The sequence below is a fragment of the Proteiniphilum acetatigenes DSM 18083 genome (assembly GCF_000380985.1).
GTDB lineage: Bacteria > Bacteroidota > Bacteroidia > Bacteroidales > Dysgonomonadaceae > Proteiniphilum > Proteiniphilum acetatigenes.
Genome location: NZ_KB905696.1, coordinates 287,099 through 307,607 on the forward strand (window position 1 = coordinate 287,099; position 20,509 = coordinate 307,607).

General features: G+C 44.5%; 23 protein-coding genes. 14 read left to right on the top strand and 9 right to left on the bottom strand.

The genetic code is table 11. From position 1 onward, the window contains the following. Positions 1-9 precede the first annotated feature (9 nt). Together ribH and F597_RS0109575 are read right to left on the bottom strand one after the other, a co-directional pair. Positions 10-501: a 6,7-dimethyl-8-ribityllumazine synthase gene (gene ribH / locus F597_RS0109570; protein ID WP_019539514.1), complete on the bottom strand. Its 492-nt coding sequence runs from the start codon at positions 499-501 to the stop codon at positions 10-12. 6 nt (positions 502-507) lie between these two features. Further along, positions 508-1,212: a tetratricopeptide repeat protein gene (locus F597_RS0109575; RefSeq protein ID WP_019539515.1), complete on the bottom strand. Its 705-nt coding sequence runs from the start codon at positions 1,210-1,212 to the stop codon at positions 508-510. 241 nt (positions 1,213-1,453) lie between these two features. Between F597_RS0109575 and F597_RS0109580 the strand changes: the two genes are divergently transcribed. From F597_RS0109580 to F597_RS0109625, 10 genes are all read left to right on the top strand, one after another. Next, entirely contained in the window at positions 1,454-1,996 is a 543-nt protein-coding gene (locus tag F597_RS0109580) for a DUF4468 domain-containing protein (RefSeq protein WP_019539516.1), read from the top strand. Positions 1,997-2,205: 209 nt separating this feature from the next. Beyond that, positions 2,206-2,445 (top strand): 50S ribosomal protein L28, encoded by a 240-nt coding sequence (gene rpmB / locus F597_RS0109585; protein ID WP_026327329.1) that lies wholly within the window; start codon positions 2,206-2,208, stop codon positions 2,443-2,445. A gap of 19 nt (positions 2,446-2,464) precedes the next feature. After that, the gene (gene rpmG, locus F597_RS0109590) at positions 2,465-2,653 is read left to right on the top strand and encodes a 50S ribosomal protein L33 (protein WP_019539518.1); all 189 of its coding nucleotides are present in this window, start codon (positions 2,465-2,467) and stop codon (positions 2,651-2,653) included. Positions 2,654-2,666: 13 nt separating this feature from the next. Continuing rightward, the gene (locus F597_RS21935; protein ID WP_019539519.1) at positions 2,667-2,828 is read left to right on the top strand and encodes a DUF4295 domain-containing protein; all 162 of its coding nucleotides are present in this window, start codon (positions 2,667-2,669) and stop codon (positions 2,826-2,828) included. Positions 2,829-3,046: 218 nt separating this feature from the next. Then, positions 3,047-4,000: a signal recognition particle-docking protein FtsY gene (ftsY, locus tag F597_RS0109600; protein WP_019539520.1), complete on the top strand. Its 954-nt coding sequence runs from the start codon at positions 3,047-3,049 to the stop codon at positions 3,998-4,000. 15 nt (positions 4,001-4,015) lie between these two features. Next, positions 4,016-5,314 (top strand): 30S ribosomal protein S12 methylthiotransferase RimO, encoded by a 1,299-nt coding sequence (gene rimO, locus F597_RS0109605; protein ID WP_019539521.1) that lies wholly within the window; start codon positions 4,016-4,018, stop codon positions 5,312-5,314. Positions 5,315-5,376: 62 nt separating this feature from the next. After that, positions 5,377-6,087 carry an HU family DNA-binding protein gene (locus F597_RS0109610; RefSeq protein ID WP_019539522.1) on the top strand — a complete coding sequence of 237 codons (711 nt, stop codon included), beginning with the start codon at positions 5,377-5,379 and terminating at the stop codon, positions 6,085-6,087. Positions 6,088-6,109: 22 nt separating this feature from the next. After that, positions 6,110-6,454, top strand: a complete 345-nt coding sequence (locus F597_RS0109615) for a LysM peptidoglycan-binding domain-containing protein (protein ID WP_019539523.1) — start codon at positions 6,110-6,112, stop codon at positions 6,452-6,454. A 101-nt stretch (positions 6,455-6,555) separates the two neighbouring features. After that, positions 6,556-7,983, top strand: coding sequence for a Gfo/Idh/MocA family protein (locus tag F597_RS0109620; protein WP_019539524.1), 1,428 nt, complete (start codon positions 6,556-6,558; stop codon positions 7,981-7,983). 141 nt (positions 7,984-8,124) lie between these two features. Next, on the top strand, positions 8,125-8,925 hold the full coding sequence (locus F597_RS0109625; protein ID WP_169337972.1) for an alpha/beta hydrolase: 801 nt from the start codon (positions 8,125-8,127) through the stop codon (positions 8,923-8,925). 40 nt (positions 8,926-8,965) lie between these two features. On the opposite strand, the gene sucD is transcribed toward F597_RS0109625, so the two are convergent. The 4 genes from sucD to F597_RS0109645 all read right to left on the bottom strand — a co-directional run bounded on the left by sucD (position 8,966) and on the right by F597_RS0109645 (position 12,760). Beyond that, positions 8,966-9,832: a succinate--CoA ligase subunit alpha gene (gene sucD / locus F597_RS0109630; protein ID WP_026327330.1), complete on the bottom strand. Its 867-nt coding sequence runs from the start codon at positions 9,830-9,832 to the stop codon at positions 8,966-8,968. A 132-nt stretch (positions 9,833-9,964) separates the two neighbouring features. Next, on the bottom strand, positions 9,965-11,098 hold the full coding sequence (sucC, locus tag F597_RS0109635; RefSeq protein WP_019539527.1) for an ADP-forming succinate--CoA ligase subunit beta: 1,134 nt from the start codon (positions 11,096-11,098) through the stop codon (positions 9,965-9,967). Positions 11,099-11,487: 389 nt separating this feature from the next. Continuing rightward, positions 11,488-12,090, bottom strand: coding sequence for a helix-turn-helix transcriptional regulator (locus F597_RS20495; RefSeq protein ID WP_019539528.1), 603 nt, complete (start codon positions 12,088-12,090; stop codon positions 11,488-11,490). Next, a complete protein-coding gene (locus F597_RS0109645; protein ID WP_019539529.1) occupies positions 12,083-12,760 on the bottom strand; it encodes a hemerythrin domain-containing protein in 678 nt (225 codons plus the stop codon). The genes F597_RS20495 and F597_RS0109645 overlap by 8 nt, the downstream gene beginning before the upstream one ends. Positions 12,761-13,055: 295 nt before the next feature. Between F597_RS0109645 and F597_RS0109650 the strand changes: the two genes are divergently transcribed. The 4 genes from F597_RS0109650 (at position 13,056) to nadD (ending at position 16,107) form a co-directional block, all read left to right on the top strand. After that, complete coding sequence (locus F597_RS0109650) at positions 13,056-13,598, top strand: nitroreductase family protein (protein WP_019539530.1); 543 nt, start codon at positions 13,056-13,058, stop codon at positions 13,596-13,598. An 81-nt stretch (positions 13,599-13,679) separates the two neighbouring features. Continuing rightward, positions 13,680-14,822 (top strand): carboxynorspermidine decarboxylase, encoded by a 1,143-nt coding sequence (nspC, locus tag F597_RS0109655; RefSeq protein WP_019539531.1) that lies wholly within the window; start codon positions 13,680-13,682, stop codon positions 14,820-14,822. Between the two features lie 363 nt (positions 14,823-15,185). Then, on the top strand, positions 15,186-15,434 hold the full coding sequence (locus F597_RS0109660; protein ID WP_019539532.1) for a GlsB/YeaQ/YmgE family stress response membrane protein: 249 nt from the start codon (positions 15,186-15,188) through the stop codon (positions 15,432-15,434). An 82-nt stretch (positions 15,435-15,516) separates the two neighbouring features. After that, a complete protein-coding gene (nadD, locus tag F597_RS0109665; RefSeq protein WP_019539533.1) occupies positions 15,517-16,107 on the top strand; it encodes a nicotinate (nicotinamide) nucleotide adenylyltransferase in 591 nt (196 codons plus the stop codon). 11 nt (positions 16,108-16,118) lie between these two features. On the opposite strand, the gene F597_RS0109670 is transcribed toward nadD, so the two are convergent. Genes F597_RS0109670 through serB form a run of 3 tightly spaced genes read right to left on the bottom strand, consistent with a single transcriptional unit; the run spans position 16,119 to position 20,503 of the window. Further along, complete coding sequence (locus F597_RS0109670; protein ID WP_019539534.1) at positions 16,119-18,338, bottom strand: tetratricopeptide repeat protein; 2,220 nt, start codon at positions 18,336-18,338, stop codon at positions 16,119-16,121. Then, positions 18,335-19,246, bottom strand: coding sequence for a hypothetical protein (locus F597_RS0109675; RefSeq protein ID WP_019539535.1), 912 nt, complete (start codon positions 19,244-19,246; stop codon positions 18,335-18,337). Before F597_RS0109675 ends, F597_RS0109670 begins: the two co-directional genes overlap by 4 nt. Before the next feature lie 24 nt (positions 19,247-19,270). After that, positions 19,271-20,503, bottom strand: a complete 1,233-nt coding sequence (serB, locus tag F597_RS0109680) for a phosphoserine phosphatase SerB (protein ID WP_019539536.1) — start codon at positions 20,501-20,503, stop codon at positions 19,271-19,273. Positions 20,504-20,509: the final 6 nt, after the last annotated feature.

A 20,509-nucleotide genomic window follows, 5' to 3' on the forward strand; every position in this document is an offset into this window, starting at 1 on the left:
ATACAAAAATTATTTGTATCTTGTTTGAAGTTCCATCATTTTTAACGCGGTGATGGCCGCTTCGTCGCCTTTATTACCGTGCCTGCCGCCGGCCCTGGCTTGCGCCTGGTCGAGCGTAAGGGTTGTGAGCAGACCGAAAATTACCGGTACATCGTATTTGAGGTTGAGTTGGGTGGTACCTTCGGTCACGCTGTGGCAGACAAATGTGAAATGCGGCGTTTCCCCCTGAATGACACATCCCAGGATGATAATGCTATCAACTTTCGCCTTCTCGATCATCACCTTTGCAGCGTAGGTCAGCTCAAAACTACCGGGCACGTGTTCAATGATTATATCATCGGCCGATACACCGAATTTCAGCAATGTATTGGTTGCTCCGTTCAGCAAACTATGGGTGACAGACGAATTCCAGTCGGATACCACAATGCCTACCCGTTTTCCTTTCCCATCGGGAACTGCCGTCGGATCGTATGACGAGAGGTTACTCAATGCTGTTGCCATGACTGCTTAGTTATTTTCTTTCAGAAAAAGAGCCTGCTGGATAAACTTATCCGCTTCCCGTGATTCCGGAGAGTTAAGATAGGTCTCCTTGATCTGCGTGAAAATCTCAATAGCCTTGTCGTAGTCGGCTTTGCTCAAATATGCTTCGCCGGCCTTTTTATAATAGATGGGACTGAGCATTTCGTTGTTGGCTTCTTTGGCTGCCTTGAGAAAGTTATTTATAGCTTGATCTGCCTGCCCCATATTCATATATACGTCGCCTATGGCACCGGTGACGGCCGGAGTGATCAACAAATCTCCTCCCTTGAATTTTTTCAGGTGTTCAAGTGCTTTCTCATTATTGCCCATCCGGCTGTAAGAGATGCCTGCATAGGCGCGTGCAAGATCAGCCGTTTTGGTTCCTTTATAACGATCTATGATGGATTCAAATCCTATGTAATCGTTGCCGTTTCCGAAGAGAGCCAGAGAATCGTCTCCATTCTGGAAATAGCGTTCTCCTTTAAAGAGAGCAGCCTGTGCTTTCTCGGCGCGGGGTGTTTTGTGTAAATAGTGATAGGCGAGAAAAGCACCTACAAGGGCAATTACAATCAGCAATCCTGTTACAATGATTTTCTGATTTTTTTCGAGAAATTGTTCGGAAGTAGTAAGTGCCTCTCCGATATTTTCGAAATTCTTTTCGGCTTTCGACTCTTTTGTTTTTTTAGCAGACATATTTCTTTGAAAAAATGTTACGTTTTTATTTTTCGAGATGCAAAAGTACAGTTTTTTAAATGATAAATAAAATTTCAACACCTGTTTTTTATAAAAATGAGAGGTTGTTTTAATCTTTTTCGTAGGTTTGTAGTCTTATAAAGGTGAAAAGGTGAAAAAGTGGTAATGTTGATGCGATAATTAGTCATTCAATTAGCAAATTGGCACATTAGTTTGTCTTGACTCTAAAAAAGAATTTGATATGAAGAAATATATATTGATTGTAAGCCTGCTCATAATTGGCCTGTCGCGTATGGAGGGACAGGTGGATGCCGGTTTTAATACTGTTCCGGTGGTGAACGGAAAGGTGGTTTTTGAGCAGTTTATTCTCACGGATCAGGGACTTTCGGCTAATCAGAAATATGTCACCCTGCAAAAATGGGTGAAGGATAAGTATACCGGCAGTCCATTGGTGTCGAGTATTCGTTTTGATGATAAAAACCAATCCGCGACGGTAAGTGCAAAAACGGAGCTGACGGGGGTGCCGGGGAATACTGTAATGAATTACCGGTTCGACCTCTCCGTAGCCAATGCCGGATGTGTATTGGTGGTAAGAGATATTACCTATCAAAGTGCACCAAAGCAGGGGACATCTTCTTTTCCGAGGACCATTACTGCTGAACAGACCATTACCGATCAGGCCGTGGGTGCTCCGGGAGAAGAGGGGCAAATAAGAAGTAGTACACGAAAAGCTACCCTCTCGTTTCTGAATAGTCTATATAAAGAGGTGTCGGGGCTGTTTTAATAAACTACCTACAGTCATACAATTGGACGTGATCGATTTATCTGCTTCCTTTCTTTGCAAATTAATTTGCAGAAAGCTTTGGTAATTTGAAATTATATGCTTAATTTTGCGCCCTGATTTACCGGAAAATGATGTTTCGGTGAAGTGCTGTGGGTGTGATCCATGGATATAAATGTTGGTGAATAATAAAGTAAACACAGTATATAGCAATGTCTAAGATTTGTCAAATAACAGGAAAAAGAGCAATGGTTGGCAACAACGTTTCCCACTCCAATCGGAAAACGAAACGTAAGTTCAACGTCAATTTGTTCAGAAAAAAATTCTATTGGGTGGAAGAAGATTGCTGGATCAGCCTCAATATATCGGCATCCGGTTTGCGTACCATCAATAAGATCGGTTTGGATGCAGCCTTGAAAAAAGCCGCTGCAAATGGATATTTAAACGCTTAACGATAGGGAGGAAGCAGCAATGGCAAAAAAGGTAAAAGGAAACAGGATACAGGTGATCCTTGAATGCACTGAGCATAAGGAAAGTGGTATGCCTGGCACTTCGAGGTATATCACTACAAAGAACAGAAAGAATACTACAGAACGGTTGGAATTGAAAAAATACAATCCCATCCTTAAAAGAATGACTGTTCATAAAGAAATCAAGTAAAACAAGATAGACTATGGCAAAGAAAGCAGTGGCGGGATTCCGTGACAAAAATACAACTACCGGGCGTAGTCATACCAAAGTTATCAAAATGGTAAAATCGCCTAAGACCGGTGCGTACAGTTTTAAAGAAGAGATGATCCTGAACGACCAGGTGAAAGATTATTTTTCGAAATAAATCTGTTCCATTCAGACTTTTTACTCTGCTCGCCAAAATAGATAAGTTTATTTTTTGTGGGAGCTTGATGAAAAGAGTCAGTTAAAAATATATAAAAGCTTCCCTGTGCTCAAACGCAGGGAAGTTTTTTATTGACTATTTTGTAGCTTTGTAGATTGTGCGGGTTGCCTGCCATATCGTACAGATGGAAAAATCAAAGGTATCTTAATAATTGTTCTATGGGCTTTTTTGATAGATTCACAAAAGGGAAAAAAGAGACACTGGATAAAGGTCTCGAGAAGACAAAGGAGAACTTTTTTTCGAAGATCACTCGTGCCGTTGCCGGTAAGTCGAAGGTCGATGATGATCTGCTCGACAACCTGGAGGAGATATTGGTTACCTCCGATGTGGGCGTGGATACTACCCTCAAAATTATCGAGCGTATTGAAGCACGTGTAGCCCGGGATAAATATGTGGGGACAGATGAGTTGACCGCTATGCTCCGTGATGAGATCGCCTTGCTCCTGACCGAAAATAACAGCGACGACCTGTCGGAATTCACCCTTCCCGAAGGGAAAAAGCCTTACGTAATCATGGTAGTAGGTGTGAATGGCGTAGGAAAAACAACCACTATCGGAAAACTCGCTTATCAGTTCAAGCAAAAAGGATACTCTGTTTATCTGGGAGCGGCCGATACGTTCCGTGCAGCCGCAGTAGAACAACTCGGCATCTGGGGTGAACGGGTAGGTGTGCCGGTGATCAAGCAAAAAATGGGTTCTGATCCTGCTTCTGTGGCGTTTGATGCGGTCAGTTCGGCCAAAGCGCATGATGCCGATGTAGTAATCATAGATACCGCCGGCCGTCTGCATAACAAGGTTAACCTGATGAACGAGCTGACCAAGATAAAAAATGTAATGGGGAAGATCGTTCCCGGGGCTCCCGATGAAGTACTTCTCATCCTTGACGGCTCTACCGGACAAAATGCTTTTGAACAGGCCAAGCAGTTTACAGCGGCTACAGAAGTGACTGCCCTTGCCATCACCAAACTCGACGGAACTGCCAAGGGTGGTGTAGTGATCGGAATTTCCGACCAGTTTCGCATCCCTGTGAAGTATATCGGCCTGGGTGAAGGAATAGAGGATCTGCAGGTGTTCCGCAGACGAGAATTTGTGGATTCCCTGTTTGGTGAGTGATGAATATAAGAATATATGGTTAATAACAAGATAGATGTCGTTACGCTGGGTTGTTCAAAGAATCTTGTCGATTCGGAATTACTGATGAGGCAACTGATTGCTAACGGGTATACCGTGGAACATGATCCTGAAACACCGCGCGGCGATATTGCTGTGATCAATACCTGTGGCTTTATTGGCGATGCAAAAGAAGAATCGATCAATATGATCCTCTCTTTTGCCGAAGCCAAAAAACGGAACAAACTCAAAAAACTGTTTGTGATGGGTTGCCTCTCGGAACGCTACAGGGAGGAACTGTTGGAAGAGATACCCGAAGTGGACAGGTTTTACGGTAAATTCGACTGGAAAGGCCTTATTACTGATCTGGGTAAATCCTATTATAAGGAGTGGGAGTTTGATCGGTCGTTATCAACTCCGCCTCATTATGCCTATGTAAAAATATCGGAAGGGTGCGACAGGACCTGTTCATACTGCTCCATCCCGTTGATCACCGGAAAATACAGATCTCGCCCCATCGAAGAGGTCGAAGAAGAGATCCGGCGATTAGTGGGGAAAGGAGTGAAAGAATTCCAGTTTATTGCGCAGGATTTAACCTATTACGGACTTGACCTGTACCGACAGATGAAATTACCCGAACTGGTAGAACGTGTTTCAGACATAGAAGGTGTGGAATGGATACGTCTTCATTATGCTTATCCCACTCATTTTCCAACCGATCTGTTACGGGTGATACGCGAACGGAATAATGTATGTAACTATCTTGACATTGCCCTACAGCATATCAGCGACCATATGCTGAAAACCATGCGACGTAATATTACCAGGCAACAGACTATTGATCTGATTCAACGTTTTCGTGAAGAAGTGCCGGGTATTCATCTGCGTACTACTATGATGGTAGGACATCCCGGAGAAACGGAAGAGGATTACCTGGAACTACTTGAATTCGTCGAAAAGACCCGGTTCGAACGGCTTGGTGCTTTTCCCTATTCGCACGAGGAAGATACTCATAATTACAAGTATTATTCCGATGACGTACCTGCGGAGGTGAAGCAGGAAAGGATGAACAAGCTGATGGAACTGCAGGAGGGGATCGCCCTGTCAGTGAATGAAGCAAAAGTGGGAGAGACCCTGAAAGTGATTGTCGACCGGGAAGATCCTGAGTTCTACGTCGGTCGAACTGAATTTGACTCGCCGGAAGTGGATGGGGAGGTGTTGATCGATAAGTCGAGAGTGTTGGAAATTGGCCGGTTCTGCCATGTGAAAATCAATGCTGCAATGCCTTTCGACTTGATGGGAACGGTGAGTGTTTGATTCTGAATTTCGGATTTCGGATTTGAGAACTGCGTTTTTGTTTACAAAATATCTTGATTGACATGACCTACGAAGATTTTATTGCTGAAGTAGCCAGACGCCTTGAGTGGCCGGATGAAAAAACTTCCGGTATCATTGAGACAATTCTGGAAGTGGTGAGCGCGGAGTTGAAAATGAATAATTCCGTGATCCTCGATAATTTTGGTACTTTGAAAACCGATATTCAGCCGGAATATATTCTGGTGAATCCGGAAACCAAAGAACGGCATTTGATGCCTCCTGCCGTTGAGATCGTTTTTGAAGCCTTCTCTCAGGAAAACGGAGAAAACTCATTATCCTATGCCGGTTTTACGCCGGATGAAACATTATATAATGAAGTAAACAGCTCTTTCTCCCAGTTCGAACCGACACCATTGAATGAGGGTGTACAGTTTCCCGGTATTCCCGAAATAGTTGTTGGGGAACAGGAAACAGAGGATGAAATCCCGGAGTCGTCGCTTTCGCGGGAAGAACAAAATGTTTTGCCTGAGGAAATTTCTCATCCGGAACCTGAAGTTGAGACTCCTGTTGTTCCGAAAGAATCTCAAAGAATTGTTGCTTCAGTTGAAGTTACAGAACCGGATAAAAGTCCGGAGCAGTCTCCACCTCGATATCGCTCCCATCGAGGATTGAGGAACAATAAAAGAACATCATCTGTTTGGATCCCGATTGCGGGAGGGATAGCCATTGTCGTGGCATCACTTTTTTTTTTCAAAGGGGATAAGGACAGGTAAGGCGGAGGTAGTAACTTCTCAAGTGGATTCTGTGTCATTTTCTGAGAAGGAACCGATTGTAGCACAGTCAGCAATTCCTTCCCAGAGGGGAGCAGTTGCTGTCCTGCCGCAAGAACAGGAAATGGAAAAGATAACCCTACCGGAAGGTAAGACGTTGCGGCTTTTGGCACTGGATATCTTTGGAGACCGCGAATTCTGGGTATACATCTATCTTGAGAATAAAGATAAAATTCCTAATCCCAATAAAGTCCCAGCGGGCACGGTATTGGTTCTTCCTGACAGGTCTGTCTATTCCATTAATGCGGCAGACCCCCATTCGGTTGCCAAAGCAAAATCCCTCGGGAATGAGGTGTTGATGAGGTTTTAGCAAACCGTAGTCATTTAAAGTATATGTTGTAGCTTTTCATGAAGGTAAGACGGATATAAAATGGTATGGATTTATATTATCAACGTTAAATAAACAATCTTATGCAAAAACAACTGACAACATTGGCCATATTACTGGCAACTATTTTCCTGCTCAGCTGTACCAACGGTACGCAGGGGACAAAAGGACAAGACGGGAAGTGCCAACCCATCCGCACGGAAGTGCCCGGCCGGCCGTCGGGACAGAAAGACGTACTGGGGCTGGTAACCGAAAAGCTGGACACCGTACGCGTCGGCTTTATCGGCCTGGGCATGCGCGGCCCGGGTGCCGTACAGCGTTTTACCCATATCCCGGGAACGAAGATTGTGGCCCTGTGCGACCTGCACGAAGACAGGGTGGAGAAGGCACAGGGCATCCTCGAAAAGGCCGGCTTGCCCCGTGCCGCCTCCTACAGCGGCAGTGAAGAAGCCTGGAAGGAACTCTGCCAGCGTGATGATATCGACCTGGTCTATATCGCCACCGACTGGAAAAAGCATGCCCCGATGATGGTCTACGCCATGGAGCAGGGCAAGCATGTGGCCTGCGAAGTACCCGCCGCAATGACCCTGGAAGAGATATGGGACGTGGTGAACACCGCCGAGCGTACACAGAAACACTGCATGCAGCTTGAGAACTGCGTGTATGACTTCTTTGAACTGACCACGCTGAACATGGCGCAACAGGGCCTTTTCGGTGAAATACTCCATGCCGAGGGCGCCTATATCCACGACCTGAGCGATTTCTGGGGTTATTATGAAGGGGACTGGCGCCTGCAGTACAACAGGGAGTTCCGGGGAGACGTGTACGCCACCCATGGTATGGGGCCTGCCGCCCAGGTGCTGGACATCCACCGTGGAGACAAGATGAACACCCTGGTGTCGATGGACACCAAACCGGTGAATATCCCCGAATACCTGATCGAACAGAGGGGCGTGGACCGCGACAGCGCTTACCGGTTTGCCAACGGACAACACACGATGACGATGATCCGCACGGAAAAAGGGAAGACGATCCATATCCAGCACGACGTGGCTTCACCGCGTCCCTACAGCCGGATGTACCAGGTGAGCGGCACGAAGGGTTTTGCCAACAAGTACCCGACGCAGGGTTACGCCTTGCAGGGTGATGTCCTGGCCGAAGGGGATGTGCCCAACCATGAGGAGCTGAATGCCCATAACTACGTATCGCAGGATGTGCGTGATGCCTTGATGGACAAGTACAAGCACCGTATCCACCGCGAGTTGGAGGAGAAAGCGAAGGAAGTGGGCGGCCATGGGGGAATGGACTTTATCATGGATTACCGGTTGATCTACTGTCTTCGGAATGGACTACCGTTGGACATGGATGTGTATGACCTGGCGGAATGGTGCAGCCTAGCCGAGTTGAGCCGTATCTCGATAGAGAACAACAACTCTCCGGTGGAGGTGCCCGACTTCACCCGTGGCAACTGGGACAAAGTCCGGGGATTCAGGCACGCATTCGTGGACTGATATGATCTGAAGAAATGAATTCGACAATAAACCCTAAAAGTTCAGTTTAATTTTTAGGGTTTATTTTATAGAATGGTAATGTTGCGTAACCAATCTCTCCTTCATCTGGATGATGTTTGAAAATCAAAATAAATGGATAAAATGAAAACACATAAAAATATAATCAAGAGGACAATTTTATTGATTGTAGTAGTTATTGTAGCAACTATAACTGTTGTTGGACAGAGGCAACCAGCATTCGTTATTGTACATGGCGCATGGGGCGGTAGCTGGTCATTCAAGCAAACAGATTCAATACTTACATCAAAAGGTTACACCGTGTATCGCCCCAGTCTTACCGGTCAGGGGGAACGGGTACATCTTGCCTCGCCCGATATTGATCTTAATACACATATTTCAGATGTGGTAAATACAATTTTGTATGAGAATCTGAATGACATCATACTGGTTGGTCACAGCTATGGAGGTATGGTAATCACAGGTGTTGCCGACAGCATTCCTGAACGAATAAGACATTTAATTTATTTAGATGCTTTTGTGCCTGATGATGGTGAAAGTGTGATAAGTGCGCGTATGGATGGAAAGACCGGACCTGAGAGTGAATCAACCAATGGTTTTGTGGTTCCTGGCTGGATAAGAGAGGATGATCCACTACCCCGCGACGTACCTCAATCTTTAAAGACATTTACCACACCGGTATCCCGTAAAAATCAGCAAGCCTTGTCATTACCCGCCACTTACATCTTAACTGTAGATCAAGGGAAGAAACCGGAAGAGGATCACTTTTTCTTTTTTGCTGAACGTGCACGAGAAAGAGGATGGAAGATGATTATCATGACCGCAGATCATAATCCACAGCAGAGTAATGTAGATGAATTGGTTAATTTGCTTGTGAATGAAGCGGTGCATACAGGAAAAACAAAAGAGGCTATACCATTTTGATGATCAGCCTCCCTCTGTTACTGTTATGTGCATTTATAGCCTATCTCCTGTTTTTCAATAGCTCCGGGATCTGACTCGGTTCTTGGGCGACAGGTACTCCTGCAGCCTCGAAAGCAGCTATCTTTTCGGCTGCGGTGCCACTTCCACTGGAAATGATGGCACCTGCATGCCCCATTTGCTTTCCGGGGGGCGCCTGCTGACCGGCAATAAATACAGCTACCGGCTTGGTTATATGTTCCCTGATATATGCTGCAGCCCGTTCTTCGGCATCACCCCCGATTTCGCCGATCAATACGATGGAATCGGTTTGAGAATCATTCTCGAACATTTCAAGCAATTCTATAAAATAAAGCCCTACCACCGGATCACCTCCTACACCAACTGCAGTGGATTGTCCAATCCCTTTTTGGGTAAGATTATAAACTACTTCATAAGTAAGCGTACCACTGCGACTGATCACACCTGTACCTCCCTGTTTGAAAACCATGGAAGGCATAATCCCTACCAGGCTCTTTTCCGGTGAAATCAATCCGGGGCAATTGGGGCCGATGAGATTGGCACCCTTGCGTTTGATATAGTGATACGCTTCTATCACATCGAGTGTAGGTACGCCTTCAGTAATGGTGACGATCAGTTTTATCCCGGCATCGGCAGCTTCCATCATGGCATCTTTCGCAAATGGAGCCGGGACAAAGATGACCGATGTGTCGGCACCGGTTTCTGCTACTGCATCCCTTACCGTATTAAATACAGGAATTCCGTCTACAGACTCTCCTGCTTTACCGGGTGATGTTCCTCCCACTATATTGGTACCATATGCTTTCATTTTTGATGAGTGAAAGCCTCCGTCACGGCCTGTTATCCCTTGTACGATCACTCGGGTATTACTATCTATCAGGATACTCATATTTTGTAAATTAAAAGTGAAAAACAAAAATAAATGTGCTAATTTATTAATATGCCAATCCCGATAGATCGGGACAAGTAGTGCCAATTAAGTTATTATTCACAACACATTAGTCTTATTGGTATATTAGTCTCATTGGCACATCGAGACCGCTTTTTCGGTAGCTTCTCCCATAGTTTCGGCTACATGAAGGCCGCTGCCCTGTAATAGTGCACGTCCCTCTTTTTCATTGGTTCCGGTAAGCCGTATCACAACGGGAATATCTGTTTTTATCTGTTTGAAGGCTTCCAGCAATCCTTTTGCCACGTCGTCACACCGGGTGATGCCACCGAAGATATTGATCAATACCACTTTTACATTCTGGTCGCTTAGCAGCAGTTTCATTGCTTCAATCACTTTTGTCGGATTGGAACTTCCTCCTATGTCAAGGAAATTGGCCGGGTTGCCGCCATAGAGCTTAATCAGATCCATGGTGGCCATTGCCAGGCCGGCGCCATTTACCATGCATCCTATCTCTCCTCCCAGATTCACATAACTGAACCCTTTGTTTTTGGCATTCTGCTCTTTTTTCTCCTCTTCTGTCGGTTCATTGAGAGTCGCTATTTTGGAATGCCTGAAGAGTGCATTGTCGTCGAATGTCATCTTTGCATCGATGGCCATGATCTCTCCTTCTTTGGTAAGTACCAGCGGGTTGATTTCTGCCAGAGAGGCATCAGTACTGATAAACAATTTATAGAGCTTTTGGAGGATTACGGCAGCCTGGCGCACCTGCTTGATGTCGTCAAATAGTTTAAATGCTGCCTCGCGGGCCAGATAATCGGGCATACCTGTCGAAGGGTCAATCACGAACTTATGGATCTTTTCCGGTGAGATACGGGCCACCTCTTCAATGTCCATCCCCCCCTCTTTGCTTAACATGAGGATAGCGGATTTTGATTTTCTGTCGATGACGTAACTCACATAATACTCTTTTTCAATGTTGATTGCCTGGCCTACCAGGATACGGTCGACAGTGAATCCCTTGATATCCATCCCGAGAATTGCAGCGGCATGCTTGCGTAATTCTACTTCTCCGTTAGCCAACTTGACTCCTCCGGCCTTTCCCCTGCCTCCGGTATGTACCTGTGCTTTTACGATTACCTTTTGTGAATCCAGTTGGCTGTACGCCTTGACTGCATCCTCCACTGAACGGCACACAATACTCCTGTCGACGGGTATTCCATACGTTGCAAATAATTCTTTTGCCTGATATTCATGAATTTTCATACGATTAAAACTATTTATTTTCACTAAAGTTAGATATTCGCTCGCTATAGCATAGTTCAAGCAAGCTTGGCTCTGCTTATTTAGCTTAACGCGAATAGTTCAAAGGTATCGTATGGAACTCGCATTTAATCATGTTCACTAAAGTTAGTCGTTTTCTGCACTCAACATAGTAAAAACAAGTTTTTCCTCTGTATTCGTTTATCGAAAACGTTCCTGTGAGGGAACAATTGTCATGCTCGTTTCATGGGGCCTTTTCCTATATAATTTTATGATGATTAAAAATTGTTGTAAAGCTATTAAATTATTTTGAATTAAGAAATCCAATAGTGTTAATGGAGAACGCTTCATTGCGTTAAATTGTTTAACAAAATCATAACTTTCTCGTTAAACTAAATATCAATATCCTCAATGGAGATGATTTTCTTGGAAATAGCGTAGATAGTGAGTCCCGACTGACTGCGGATCCCTGTTTTCATTGCAATGTTCTTCCTATGCCTTACCACTGTGTGGATACTGATGTTCAGCGCATCGGCAATTTCCTTGTTTAACATTCCGTTGACAAGGCCGGTCAGCACCTCGATCTCTCTCTTGGTGAGGTTCTCTTCTCCCTCTTTTTCGTTTGGCTGGGATTGGCTCTTTTTGTCGAGTTTCAGGAGTAGGTGTACAATATGTTCGGTTGAATCGTAAAGAGTGAAAGTGACGTCGGTCAGTGTCGACGGTTTATGCATCATGCCGAAATCGATGCCTGCAACGGATAGGGAAGGATAACTCTTCCTGATCTTCTTGATTTCCTTTTCCCGGTTTACAAACTGTACCGGATTGGCTATTAGTATGTCAACCGGATTGGATTCGAGAAGTTCGATTAAGTCGTCCAATGTTTCCAGCCTGTGGATCCGGCAATCCATGTCCGATTGATAAAGAATGGCCTGTATACCTTCGCAGATGATTTTCGAAGATTCCAAAATAGCTATATGGAGTGTAGACTTATTCATTTTGTTCCCTTTCAATATCCACCCCCGACGGAATCAGGATGGTTTCCTCTATCAGAGAGTGAATGTACAGATCGAACTCGAGTTCATAAAGCGACATGAACAATTTACGACGAAGATCCAAATCGTTATCGATCTTTATATATTTAAGCAGGAGATTTTTCAGATCCTTCAGTTTCAGCTCTATATCGGTGTGATGGTCGCTGTATTCTCTGGAGGAATAAACTTCCTGGTCGTTCTTATATTTATCGCTGCCTAAGAGTGTAATGAAATAGGGAAAAGCCACTTCATCTTCGTAATCGAGATGTTCCCTGACCTCCGTAAAATATTCATTGAAGAATTTTTCCAATAACTTCAATTCTTTTTCGGGATGATTTTCCTGAAGTTGACGAATATAAGCGCTGATTTGCGGATATTTATCGAATCTGTAGTAGTTGTGGCTACTCTTCAGAAAATCGATCACCTGCAGCAGATCCTTTCTGGTGAATGGTTGTTCTCCTCTGGTTCCGGAGCCATTATAAAGATTGGCAATGCTGACGAACAGCCGCTCGCTGATATCATACTGATTGCAAAGCTGCAACACGGTGCGATCGCTTACCCGGAAGTCGATGTTGAAATGTTGCAACATAAGCAACAGGTAAGGGTTGCCGTCAATCAGATCGGCCATTTTCATATATGGCTTTACTCTTATTCTTGAAGAATGATACATACCTTGGAGTCTATTTTTTTCACTAAAGTTAGGCTGTTTGAATTATATCCCACTATTTCTGACCCTGTTCCTTAGCGGAAACATTTAGAATAAATTTTGTCTCTGCCTTCATTTGGTGAAATAGTTGTGCAAAAATAATAAAAAAAGATGGTAATTTAGAATGGTTCTATATTAATATCTGGTAAGCCGCCTCGATTTTCCGAAAAATGATACTTTATCCCGGATTTTTTTGTATTATTGCGCTCCTAATTAAAAAAAAATGTTCGATTTTCAAAGTTTATTACTCCGGCGCCGCAGTATCAGGAAATTCAGTGCAGAACTGCTATCTCCCGATGAGATCCGGAAAATTATTGAGGCGGCCCTGCTTTCACCTACTTCCAAGAACAGACACTCATGGGAGTTTATTGCTGTGGAAGAGAAAGAAACTCTGGCTAAATTATCGGTTTGTAAGCCTGGTAGTGCTTCATTTATTACCGATGCAGTTCTGTCCATTGTGGTTTTGGGAAACCCGCTGATAAGCGATGCGTGGGTAGAGGATGCCTCCATCGCTGCCATTAATATGCAGTTGCAGGCTGAAGAATTGGGTATAGGTAGTTGCTGGGTGCAGGTGAGGAATCGGAATTATTCCGACACTATATCGGCAGGTGAATATATCAATGAACTGCTGGAGATCCCTATGCCATTGGAAGTATTGTGTGTGATAGCCTTTGGTAAAAAAGAGAAGGAGAGAACTCCGGCCGATCTGGAGAATCTTCATTGGGAAAAAGTACATATCGGAACATATAGGCCGGATGACAATTGAAAATTGAAAGTTGACAATTGATAACGAAATGAAGAATTAGCTGATTATCCATTGGTAATTAGTAATTAATAATTTAATTTGATGATCGATTTTTCTAAAATACCCTCTCCCTGTTTTGTTATGGAGGAGGAACTACTTCGCAATAATCTCCGGTTGATACGATCGGTACAGGAGCGTGCCGGCGTGCAGATTATTCTGGCTTTCAAGGCATTTGCCATGTGGAAGTCATTTCCTGTCATACGGGAATATATAGGGCATTCTACTGCCAGTTCTGTGGCTGAAGCACAGTTAGCGTTCGAAGAGATGGGGAGCCCCGCCCACACTTATGCGCCTGCGTATACTGACTCCGATTTTCCATACTTCCTGAAATATAGCAGCCATATTACCTTTAATTCCCTATCACAGTTCGAGCGTTTTTATCCGCAAGTACGAACGTCAGGGAGAAAAATAGAATGCGGAATAAGGATTAATCCTGAATTTTCGGTGGTGGATACAGATCTGTACAATCCAAGCGCCCCCGGCTCGCGACTCGGTGTTACGTCCGACAGGATTGGAGCACAGTTGCCCGAAGGTATTACAGGATTACACCTGCATAATCTGTGTGAGAATAACTCTTACGATCTGGAGAAGACACTGGAGGTAGTGGAGCAAAAGTTCGGACACCTTTTCCGGCAGATACAGTGGCTTAATCTTGGCGGAGGACACCTGATGACGCATAAGCAGTATGATGTGGAACACCTGATACAGGTACTGACCGGCTTGAAGGAACGTTACCCTCATCTGGAAATTATTATGGAACCCGGCAGTGCTTTCGCCTGGGAAACCGGCGTACTGGTGGCGACGGTGGCAGATATTGTGGAAAACAGGGAGATAAAGACCGCCATGCTGAATGTATCTTTTGCCTGTCATATGCCCGACTGCCTGGAGATGCCTTATAAGCCGCGCATCCGTGGAGCCAGCCAGGATCCTGTTCCCGGCAAACCCACCTACCGGATGGGAGGAAACAGTTGCCTGAGTGGTGATTTTATGGGAGACTGGTCTTTCGACGAACCGCTACAGGTGGGTGACAGGATAGTTTTTGAGGATATGATCCATTATACGATCGTAAAGACTACTATGTTCAATGGTGTATCTCACCCGTCTATCGGACTTTGGACTACAAAAGGAGAGTTCGAACTCTATCGTCGGTTCGGTTATGAGGATTATAAACAGAGGATGAGTTAAATAAACCGGTGTATTTGCTTATCGAAAACATTCAAGTAAACTTAGTTGTTTTCTACGCTCAACATAGTAAAAACTTGTTTTTCCTATGTGTTCGCTTATCGAAAACATTCCAGGCAAGCTTGTCTTCTGTTCATATTGCTTAACGAAAACGTTGATATTTTTAAACAATTTCCAGACTGATAGCGTTTAACAAATTGAGAAACTTGATTTCATATGATTCAAAGATTTATTTTCAATGGTATTATATGGAATCCCGACGTATCGGGACAAGCTTCGCTTTTAAAGTGTTCTTGTGTGAGAATAGTTCTCATGCTCGTTTTTCTCCAATTAATCAAAAAGTATTAACATTAAAAACAATTAGTTATGGGTTGGTTATGGTGGATTATTGTAGGTGCTGTTGCCGGTTGGCTGGCGGGTAATTTGATGAGAGGCGGAGGTTTTGGTTTTCTTGTGAACCTCCTGGTAGGCATCGTGGGTGCCGTTATTGGAGGCTGGGTCTTCGGCCTGTTGGGAATCAGTACCGGAGATGGTGTCATAGGCAGTCTTGTTACGGCGCTTGTAGGTGCTATATTGCTGCTCTGGATCGTTTCCCTCTTTAAAAAGAACAGGTGACGGAACACCTGAGAAATAATAAAAAAATCGATGTGTAAGTGTATGCACATCGGTTTTTTCTGTTTAAAAGATAACCCGATTTATGCAAAAACAGCGTATCGGTATTTTTTCCGGATCATTCAATCCTGTTCATACCGGGCATCTCATTCTGGCAAACTATATCTGCGAATTCACCGATTTGGATGAGGTGTGGTTCGTGGTCACACCGCACAATCCGCTCAAAGAGGCCGGAGATCTGTTGGATGATGATATGCGCCTGGAGATGGTGCGCCTGGCGCTGGAAGAATTCGATCATATGACTGTCTCTGATGTGGAATTTCATATGCCTCGTCCTTCCTATACCATAGATACTTTGACAAAACTGACGAACAAGTATCCGGATAAAGACTTCACCCTTATCATAGGCGGCGATAACTGGAAGCAATTCCACAGATGGAAAGAGTCCGGCCGGTTGATAAAAAACTATCAGATCCTTGTTTATCCGAGACTGAGTGAAGAGGTGGTGATCCCGGATGAATTCGCTGTATCTGTCCGGCTTGTGGAAGCTCCCATAGTTGAACTCTCTTCCACATTTATCCGTGAAAGTATCCGCGACGGAAAAAACATGCGCGCTTTTCTTCCTCCCAAAGTGTATGATTTTATAGTCCAAAACGGACTATACCGAAAGAAATAAGATAGATGGGTTTATCCTTCCTTGTCGTACCTGATCTTGTCCAGAATGATCGGTAGTATGGTAGTATCTACCCCTGCCTCTTTCAATTCCTTCTTATCTTCGTCGAGCATCGATTGAAATATCTCAAAACTGCCTGCTTTGTCGAGCGAAAGTTTATACAGTTCGACCGATCTTTTCGTCTGTTCGAGGCATAGAGCCACATGGCCGGCATTGAGATAATCATGAGCATTGGGTTTAGCTTCCAATATGCGGGAGTAATATCTCTCTGCCACATCGAGTTTGCGCGACAGGAAAGCACACCATGCAATAGAGCGCCATGCACGGGTATTATTGCTGTTGATCATCTCCACCTTAAAGTAATAGTTGAGCGCTTTTTCGTACTCTTTCAATTCCAGGTGGCAATGTCCGATATTGAGTTGAATATTTAGGTCGTCGGGACGAAACTGTTCCAGACGGCGGTAGTATTCCAGGGCGGTGATAGGTTCTTTCAGTACCCTGTAGCAGTAGGCAATGCGGTTTAGCACCCATGTATTGTTCTCTTCTATCAGATCGGCATGCAGGTAGGCCTCTAATGCCCCTTTCATATCAGCCAGCATCTGCCGGCAGTAGCCTATTTTCTGCCATATCTCACTCTTGCCGCTTCCCGTTTCTGCCAGTAGGGTATAGGCACTGAGGGCTTCGTTGAAATTATTTTTCTCGAAATAATAGAGAGCTATCTTTTCTAAATGATTGGGTTGCATTACTATCGGTTGAAATGCCGGCAAACGGTGGTAGTTGAGCGGCAGTTCAAAGATATCGGGGAATTCGCTGCGACGGGGAAACAGTTTAAAGAAGCGATAAAGATCCTGAATATACTGCTTGATCATCGTTTCTTCTTTTTGGAAAGGCTTGAGTGCCTCTTCTTCTGTCTGCATCTTTTTCAGCTCATCGCTTTCGGCCCCTAGTTGGGAAGCCATCATCTTCCGGTAATTTTCAGGCATCATCATTATGCTAAGGCAGAATGAGTATTTATCGGAATTGCAGATAAGTGACGATCCGGAAAGAGCTTCTACGAGCGAATCTCTTTCGGAACGGTTGGCGAAGAGTTGTTGAATACTGCTGTGCCGAGGTGTGAACGGAAGGAACCAATTACTCATTTGCTGAAAGAAGGGGTAAGACTTCAGATTTGAAAAAGTAGAATGAAAGACGTCGGCACCTTCTAACTGCAATTCGGTAAATTCCTGTAATTTATCCGTCAGCCCGGTTTCATCCAGTATCTTTTGCCATTCGGGATTCTTCTCATCGAACCCGGTTTCACCCATCCATTCATCTAATTTTATCTTTTTACCGATCATCGGACTCAGTTTCATCATTTCGGGAATGATCTCCTCCGTCAGTTTTTTTGTGATCTTTTCCGTCTCATGCGCCTGAATGAAGCCGATAATAGCTGCAATAAAACGATGTCCGAAGGTTTTGTCATCCGACAGCAGTTTCAGCCGGTCGCAGCACCCTGAATACAGTTCTAACCGGGAGTTATATATCTGGAATATGGGGATGATACCTGTTATCGCCCGGATAGCCAATTCCGCTTCCGGGTGGTTGCAGAGGTCGAGCAACAATTCAATTTTCCGTGCGTCGAATCGTTGCAGGATATTCATCATTAGTGCCGGGATAAACAGCGCTTTATCCTGCTGCGGAACCGACTGGTCTTCCATGAAATTACGGCACGAGGTGATGAAATCGTCGTTTGCCCGGGGAGAGACAAAGACCGTATAGAACAGATCTTGTTGCGTGTTTTCGCGTGTGATTGTAGTCTGCCTTATACGGGACTCTTTCTCCGGGCCATCCTCCAGCAGATCGATGAAAGAGAGGGTGTCTGCCTGTTTGGTGATAATAGTCCTGTACTCCTCTATCGTTACAGGTGTACGCACTTCCATCAATCTCATTTTATCGAAGAAAATGGATGAACTTTCCTGCAGGAGTAGTTGTTCAGCTGCATCTTCCGCCAAAGTATATATATCGCGGATCAATTTGTTGTAAACACGTTTTTGTTCCGGGTCTTTTTTACCTTCAATCAGATAGTGAAGCATGAATTGATAATTGGTAGTCAGCTCGGCTATTTTTTCCGAAACCGCCCAACTCTGCTGTATGGTAGAAAGCTCTTTTATCCCTTCAAGGGCATCTTTCAGTTGCTTTTGTTCGATGTATGAGTAGATGGTTGCCAGTTTTTTCCTTATATCGGATGAATTCATAATTGGATTGAATTTGTAGTCTCTTTGATGATCAGCGTCGACGGGAGACAGTCTGTCCATGGCAGTGGGGTACAGATCAATTTACTCCATCCTTCCGTGCCGATGATAACAAGATCCTGCTCCTTAATAAAGTCGCACCCTATCTTTTTGTCATTGTCCCATAAGTAGATCCGTCCTTCGGTTTTCTTTGCGATGAACTGGTAGAGTTTCTGCATTTTCGCATCGGATTCAATAATGCCGATCGCATCCCAGATCATGATCTTCACATTTTCCTGCTGGGCAATCCGGTAGAGATAAGTGAAGATATGTATATCGGATTTCTGCAGAATGGGAATAAATAACTTCCTGAACTGCGTAATCCCGCTGTCTATGAACAGACCGGTAGCTACTGTATTCCGACTGAACAGAGCATTGATACTTTTCAGGTTTTCGGCTTCCTTCTCTTCGAATTGTTCGAGTATGAAGGAGTCAGAGTACTTGGGATCACTTTTGAGTTGTCCGTACTTTTTTATTAAGCTGGAGTTAAACTCATTGTTATTGATACCCAATAAAATCAGATTGGATTTCTGCTCTTCAGAGATCCTTATGATATCTGCATAGTAATCGTCGGAGGATTGAATGAACAGGCGCAGAGTAATCCTCTCCCTCTCTTCCGTGGAGATAAGATCGGAGATGATCTTGTGCTTATATTCGTCCATCTCTTCACTGAGTCGTATCTCCTCCGATTTATCGATAAAATAGAGAAGGGTGATAGACGATTTTTCCGATTTCGACCGGATAATTCGGGTGGCCAGCCTGGTCAATATTTTACCTGTTTCCAACATAGAGAAACAGATCAATGCACTATTGTTTTTTTTCATTTCCGCCTCACCGTCGAAGCGATTTAATAACATATCTGCAAAATCCATACCACCCTGTTTTTAGTGAACAAATTAACTGTTGATAATTTCGCTATCGAGCATAGAATCCTTGTATCCAAGAAAATAGAGGATGCCGTCAATCCCTACCGTGGAGAGTGATTGTCCTGCGTTTCGTTTTACCTTTGGTTTGGCATGAAAAGCGATGCCCAGACCGGCTATTCCCAACATGGGCAGGTCATTGGCTCCGTCGCCAACCGCCACCGTTTGTCGAAGATCGATCCTTTCGACCTGGGCAATGAGCCTTAATAATTCAGCTTTCCTTTTGCCATCGACAATATCACCCAGATAGTCTCCGGTGAGTTTTCCATTCTCAATTTCCAATTCGTTGGCATACATGTAATCGAATCCGTATTTCTCTTTCAGATAATTGCCAAAGTAAGTGAATCCACCTGACAATATGGCGGTTTTAAATCCTACTTTTTGTAATACTTTCACCAATCGGTCTACACCCTCGGTGATAGGCAGATTCTCGGCAATCTCTTTCATCACGGAAACATCCAGCCCTTTTAGCAATTTTACGCGCTGCCGGAAACTTTCATTGAAATCAATTTCACCCTGCATAGCCTGCTCGGTAATAGCTTTTACCTGGCTACCCACACCCGCTCTTTCGGCCAGTTCATCTATCACCTCCGTTTGAATGAGGGTAGAGTCCATATCGAAACAGATAAGCCTGCGCATGCGCCTGAACATACTCTCTTCCTGAAAGGATATGTCGAAGTTGAGCGAAGAGGTGAGTTCCAAAAATGCTTGCTGCATCTGTTGGCGGTCGACCGGTGTACCTCTTACCGACAGTTCCACACATGACTGTGCCGCCCGCTGTTTCTCGTCAAGCGGGATGCGGCCGGTCAGACGCACTATATTATCGATATTGAGATTTTGCTCAGCTATAATCTTCGATACGGCGGCGATCTGTTTAGCCGTAAGTATTCTTCCCAGAAGCGTGATAATATACCGGTTCTTGCCCTGCAGCCCCACCCAGTTGGTGTATTCTTCGTCCGAAATAGGTGTGAAGCGGACATTCACATCCATCTCGTACGCTTTGAACAATAGATCTTTCATTATCTCTCCGGAGATGTTGGTCTTCGATCTGAATAAGATACCCAGCGACAGATTCCTATGGATATCCGATTGCCCGACGTCGAGAATAAATGCGCCATGCCTGGCCAGAATTTCTGTAAGTGCCGCTGTCAGACCAGGCTTATCCTCTCCGTTTATATTGAGCAAAATAATTTCTGATTTTTCCATTATTAT

Bases quoted from the DNA above. Each gene is read 5' to 3' on its own strand.
- ribH (WP_019539514.1), bottom strand. From the start codon at position 501: ATGGCAACAGCATTGAGTAACCTCTCGTCATACGATCCGACGGCAGTT.
- F597_RS0109575 (WP_019539515.1), bottom strand. From the start codon at position 1,212: ATGTCTGCTAAAAAAACAAAAGAGTCGAAAGCCGAAAAGAATTTCGAA.
- F597_RS0109580 (WP_019539516.1), top strand. From the start codon at position 1,454: ATGAAGAAATATATATTGATTGTAAGCCTGCTCATAATTGGCCTGTCG.
- rpmB (WP_026327329.1), top strand. From the start codon at position 2,206: ATGTCTAAGATTTGTCAAATAACAGGAAAAAGAGCAATGGTTGGCAAC.
- rpmG (WP_019539518.1), top strand. From the start codon at position 2,465: ATGGCAAAAAAGGTAAAAGGAAACAGGATACAGGTGATCCTTGAATGC.
- F597_RS21935 (WP_019539519.1), top strand. From the start codon at position 2,667: ATGGCAAAGAAAGCAGTGGCGGGATTCCGTGACAAAAATACAACTACC.
- ftsY (WP_019539520.1), top strand. From the start codon at position 3,047: ATGGGCTTTTTTGATAGATTCACAAAAGGGAAAAAAGAGACACTGGAT.
- rimO (WP_019539521.1), top strand. From the start codon at position 4,016: ATGGTTAATAACAAGATAGATGTCGTTACGCTGGGTTGTTCAAAGAAT.
- F597_RS0109610 (WP_019539522.1), top strand. From the start codon at position 5,377: ATGACCTACGAAGATTTTATTGCTGAAGTAGCCAGACGCCTTGAGTGG.
- F597_RS0109620 (WP_019539524.1), top strand. From the start codon at position 6,556: ATGCAAAAACAACTGACAACATTGGCCATATTACTGGCAACTATTTTC.
- F597_RS0109625 (WP_169337972.1), top strand. From the start codon at position 8,125: ATGAAAACACATAAAAATATAATCAAGAGGACAATTTTATTGATTGTA.
- sucD (WP_026327330.1), bottom strand. From the start codon at position 9,832: ATGAGTATCCTGATAGATAGTAATACCCGAGTGATCGTACAAGGGATA.
- sucC (WP_019539527.1), bottom strand. From the start codon at position 11,098: ATGAAAATTCATGAATATCAGGCAAAAGAATTATTTGCAACGTATGGA.
- F597_RS20495 (WP_019539528.1), bottom strand. From the start codon at position 12,090: ATGAATAAGTCTACACTCCATATAGCTATTTTGGAATCTTCGAAAATC.
- F597_RS0109645 (WP_019539529.1), bottom strand. From the start codon at position 12,760: ATGAAAATGGCCGATCTGATTGACGGCAACCCTTACCTGTTGCTTATG.
- F597_RS0109650 (WP_019539530.1), top strand. From the start codon at position 13,056: ATGTTCGATTTTCAAAGTTTATTACTCCGGCGCCGCAGTATCAGGAAA.
- nspC (WP_019539531.1), top strand. From the start codon at position 13,680: ATGATCGATTTTTCTAAAATACCCTCTCCCTGTTTTGTTATGGAGGAG.
- F597_RS0109660 (WP_019539532.1), top strand. From the start codon at position 15,186: ATGGGTTGGTTATGGTGGATTATTGTAGGTGCTGTTGCCGGTTGGCTG.
- nadD (WP_019539533.1), top strand. From the start codon at position 15,517: ATGCAAAAACAGCGTATCGGTATTTTTTCCGGATCATTCAATCCTGTT.
- F597_RS0109670 (WP_019539534.1), bottom strand. From the start codon at position 18,338: ATGAATTCATCCGATATAAGGAAAAAACTGGCAACCATCTACTCATAC.
- F597_RS0109675 (WP_019539535.1), bottom strand. From the start codon at position 19,246: ATGGATTTTGCAGATATGTTATTAAATCGCTTCGACGGTGAGGCGGAA.
- serB (WP_019539536.1), bottom strand. From the start codon at position 20,503: ATGGAAAAATCAGAAATTATTTTGCTCAATATAAACGGAGAGGATAAG.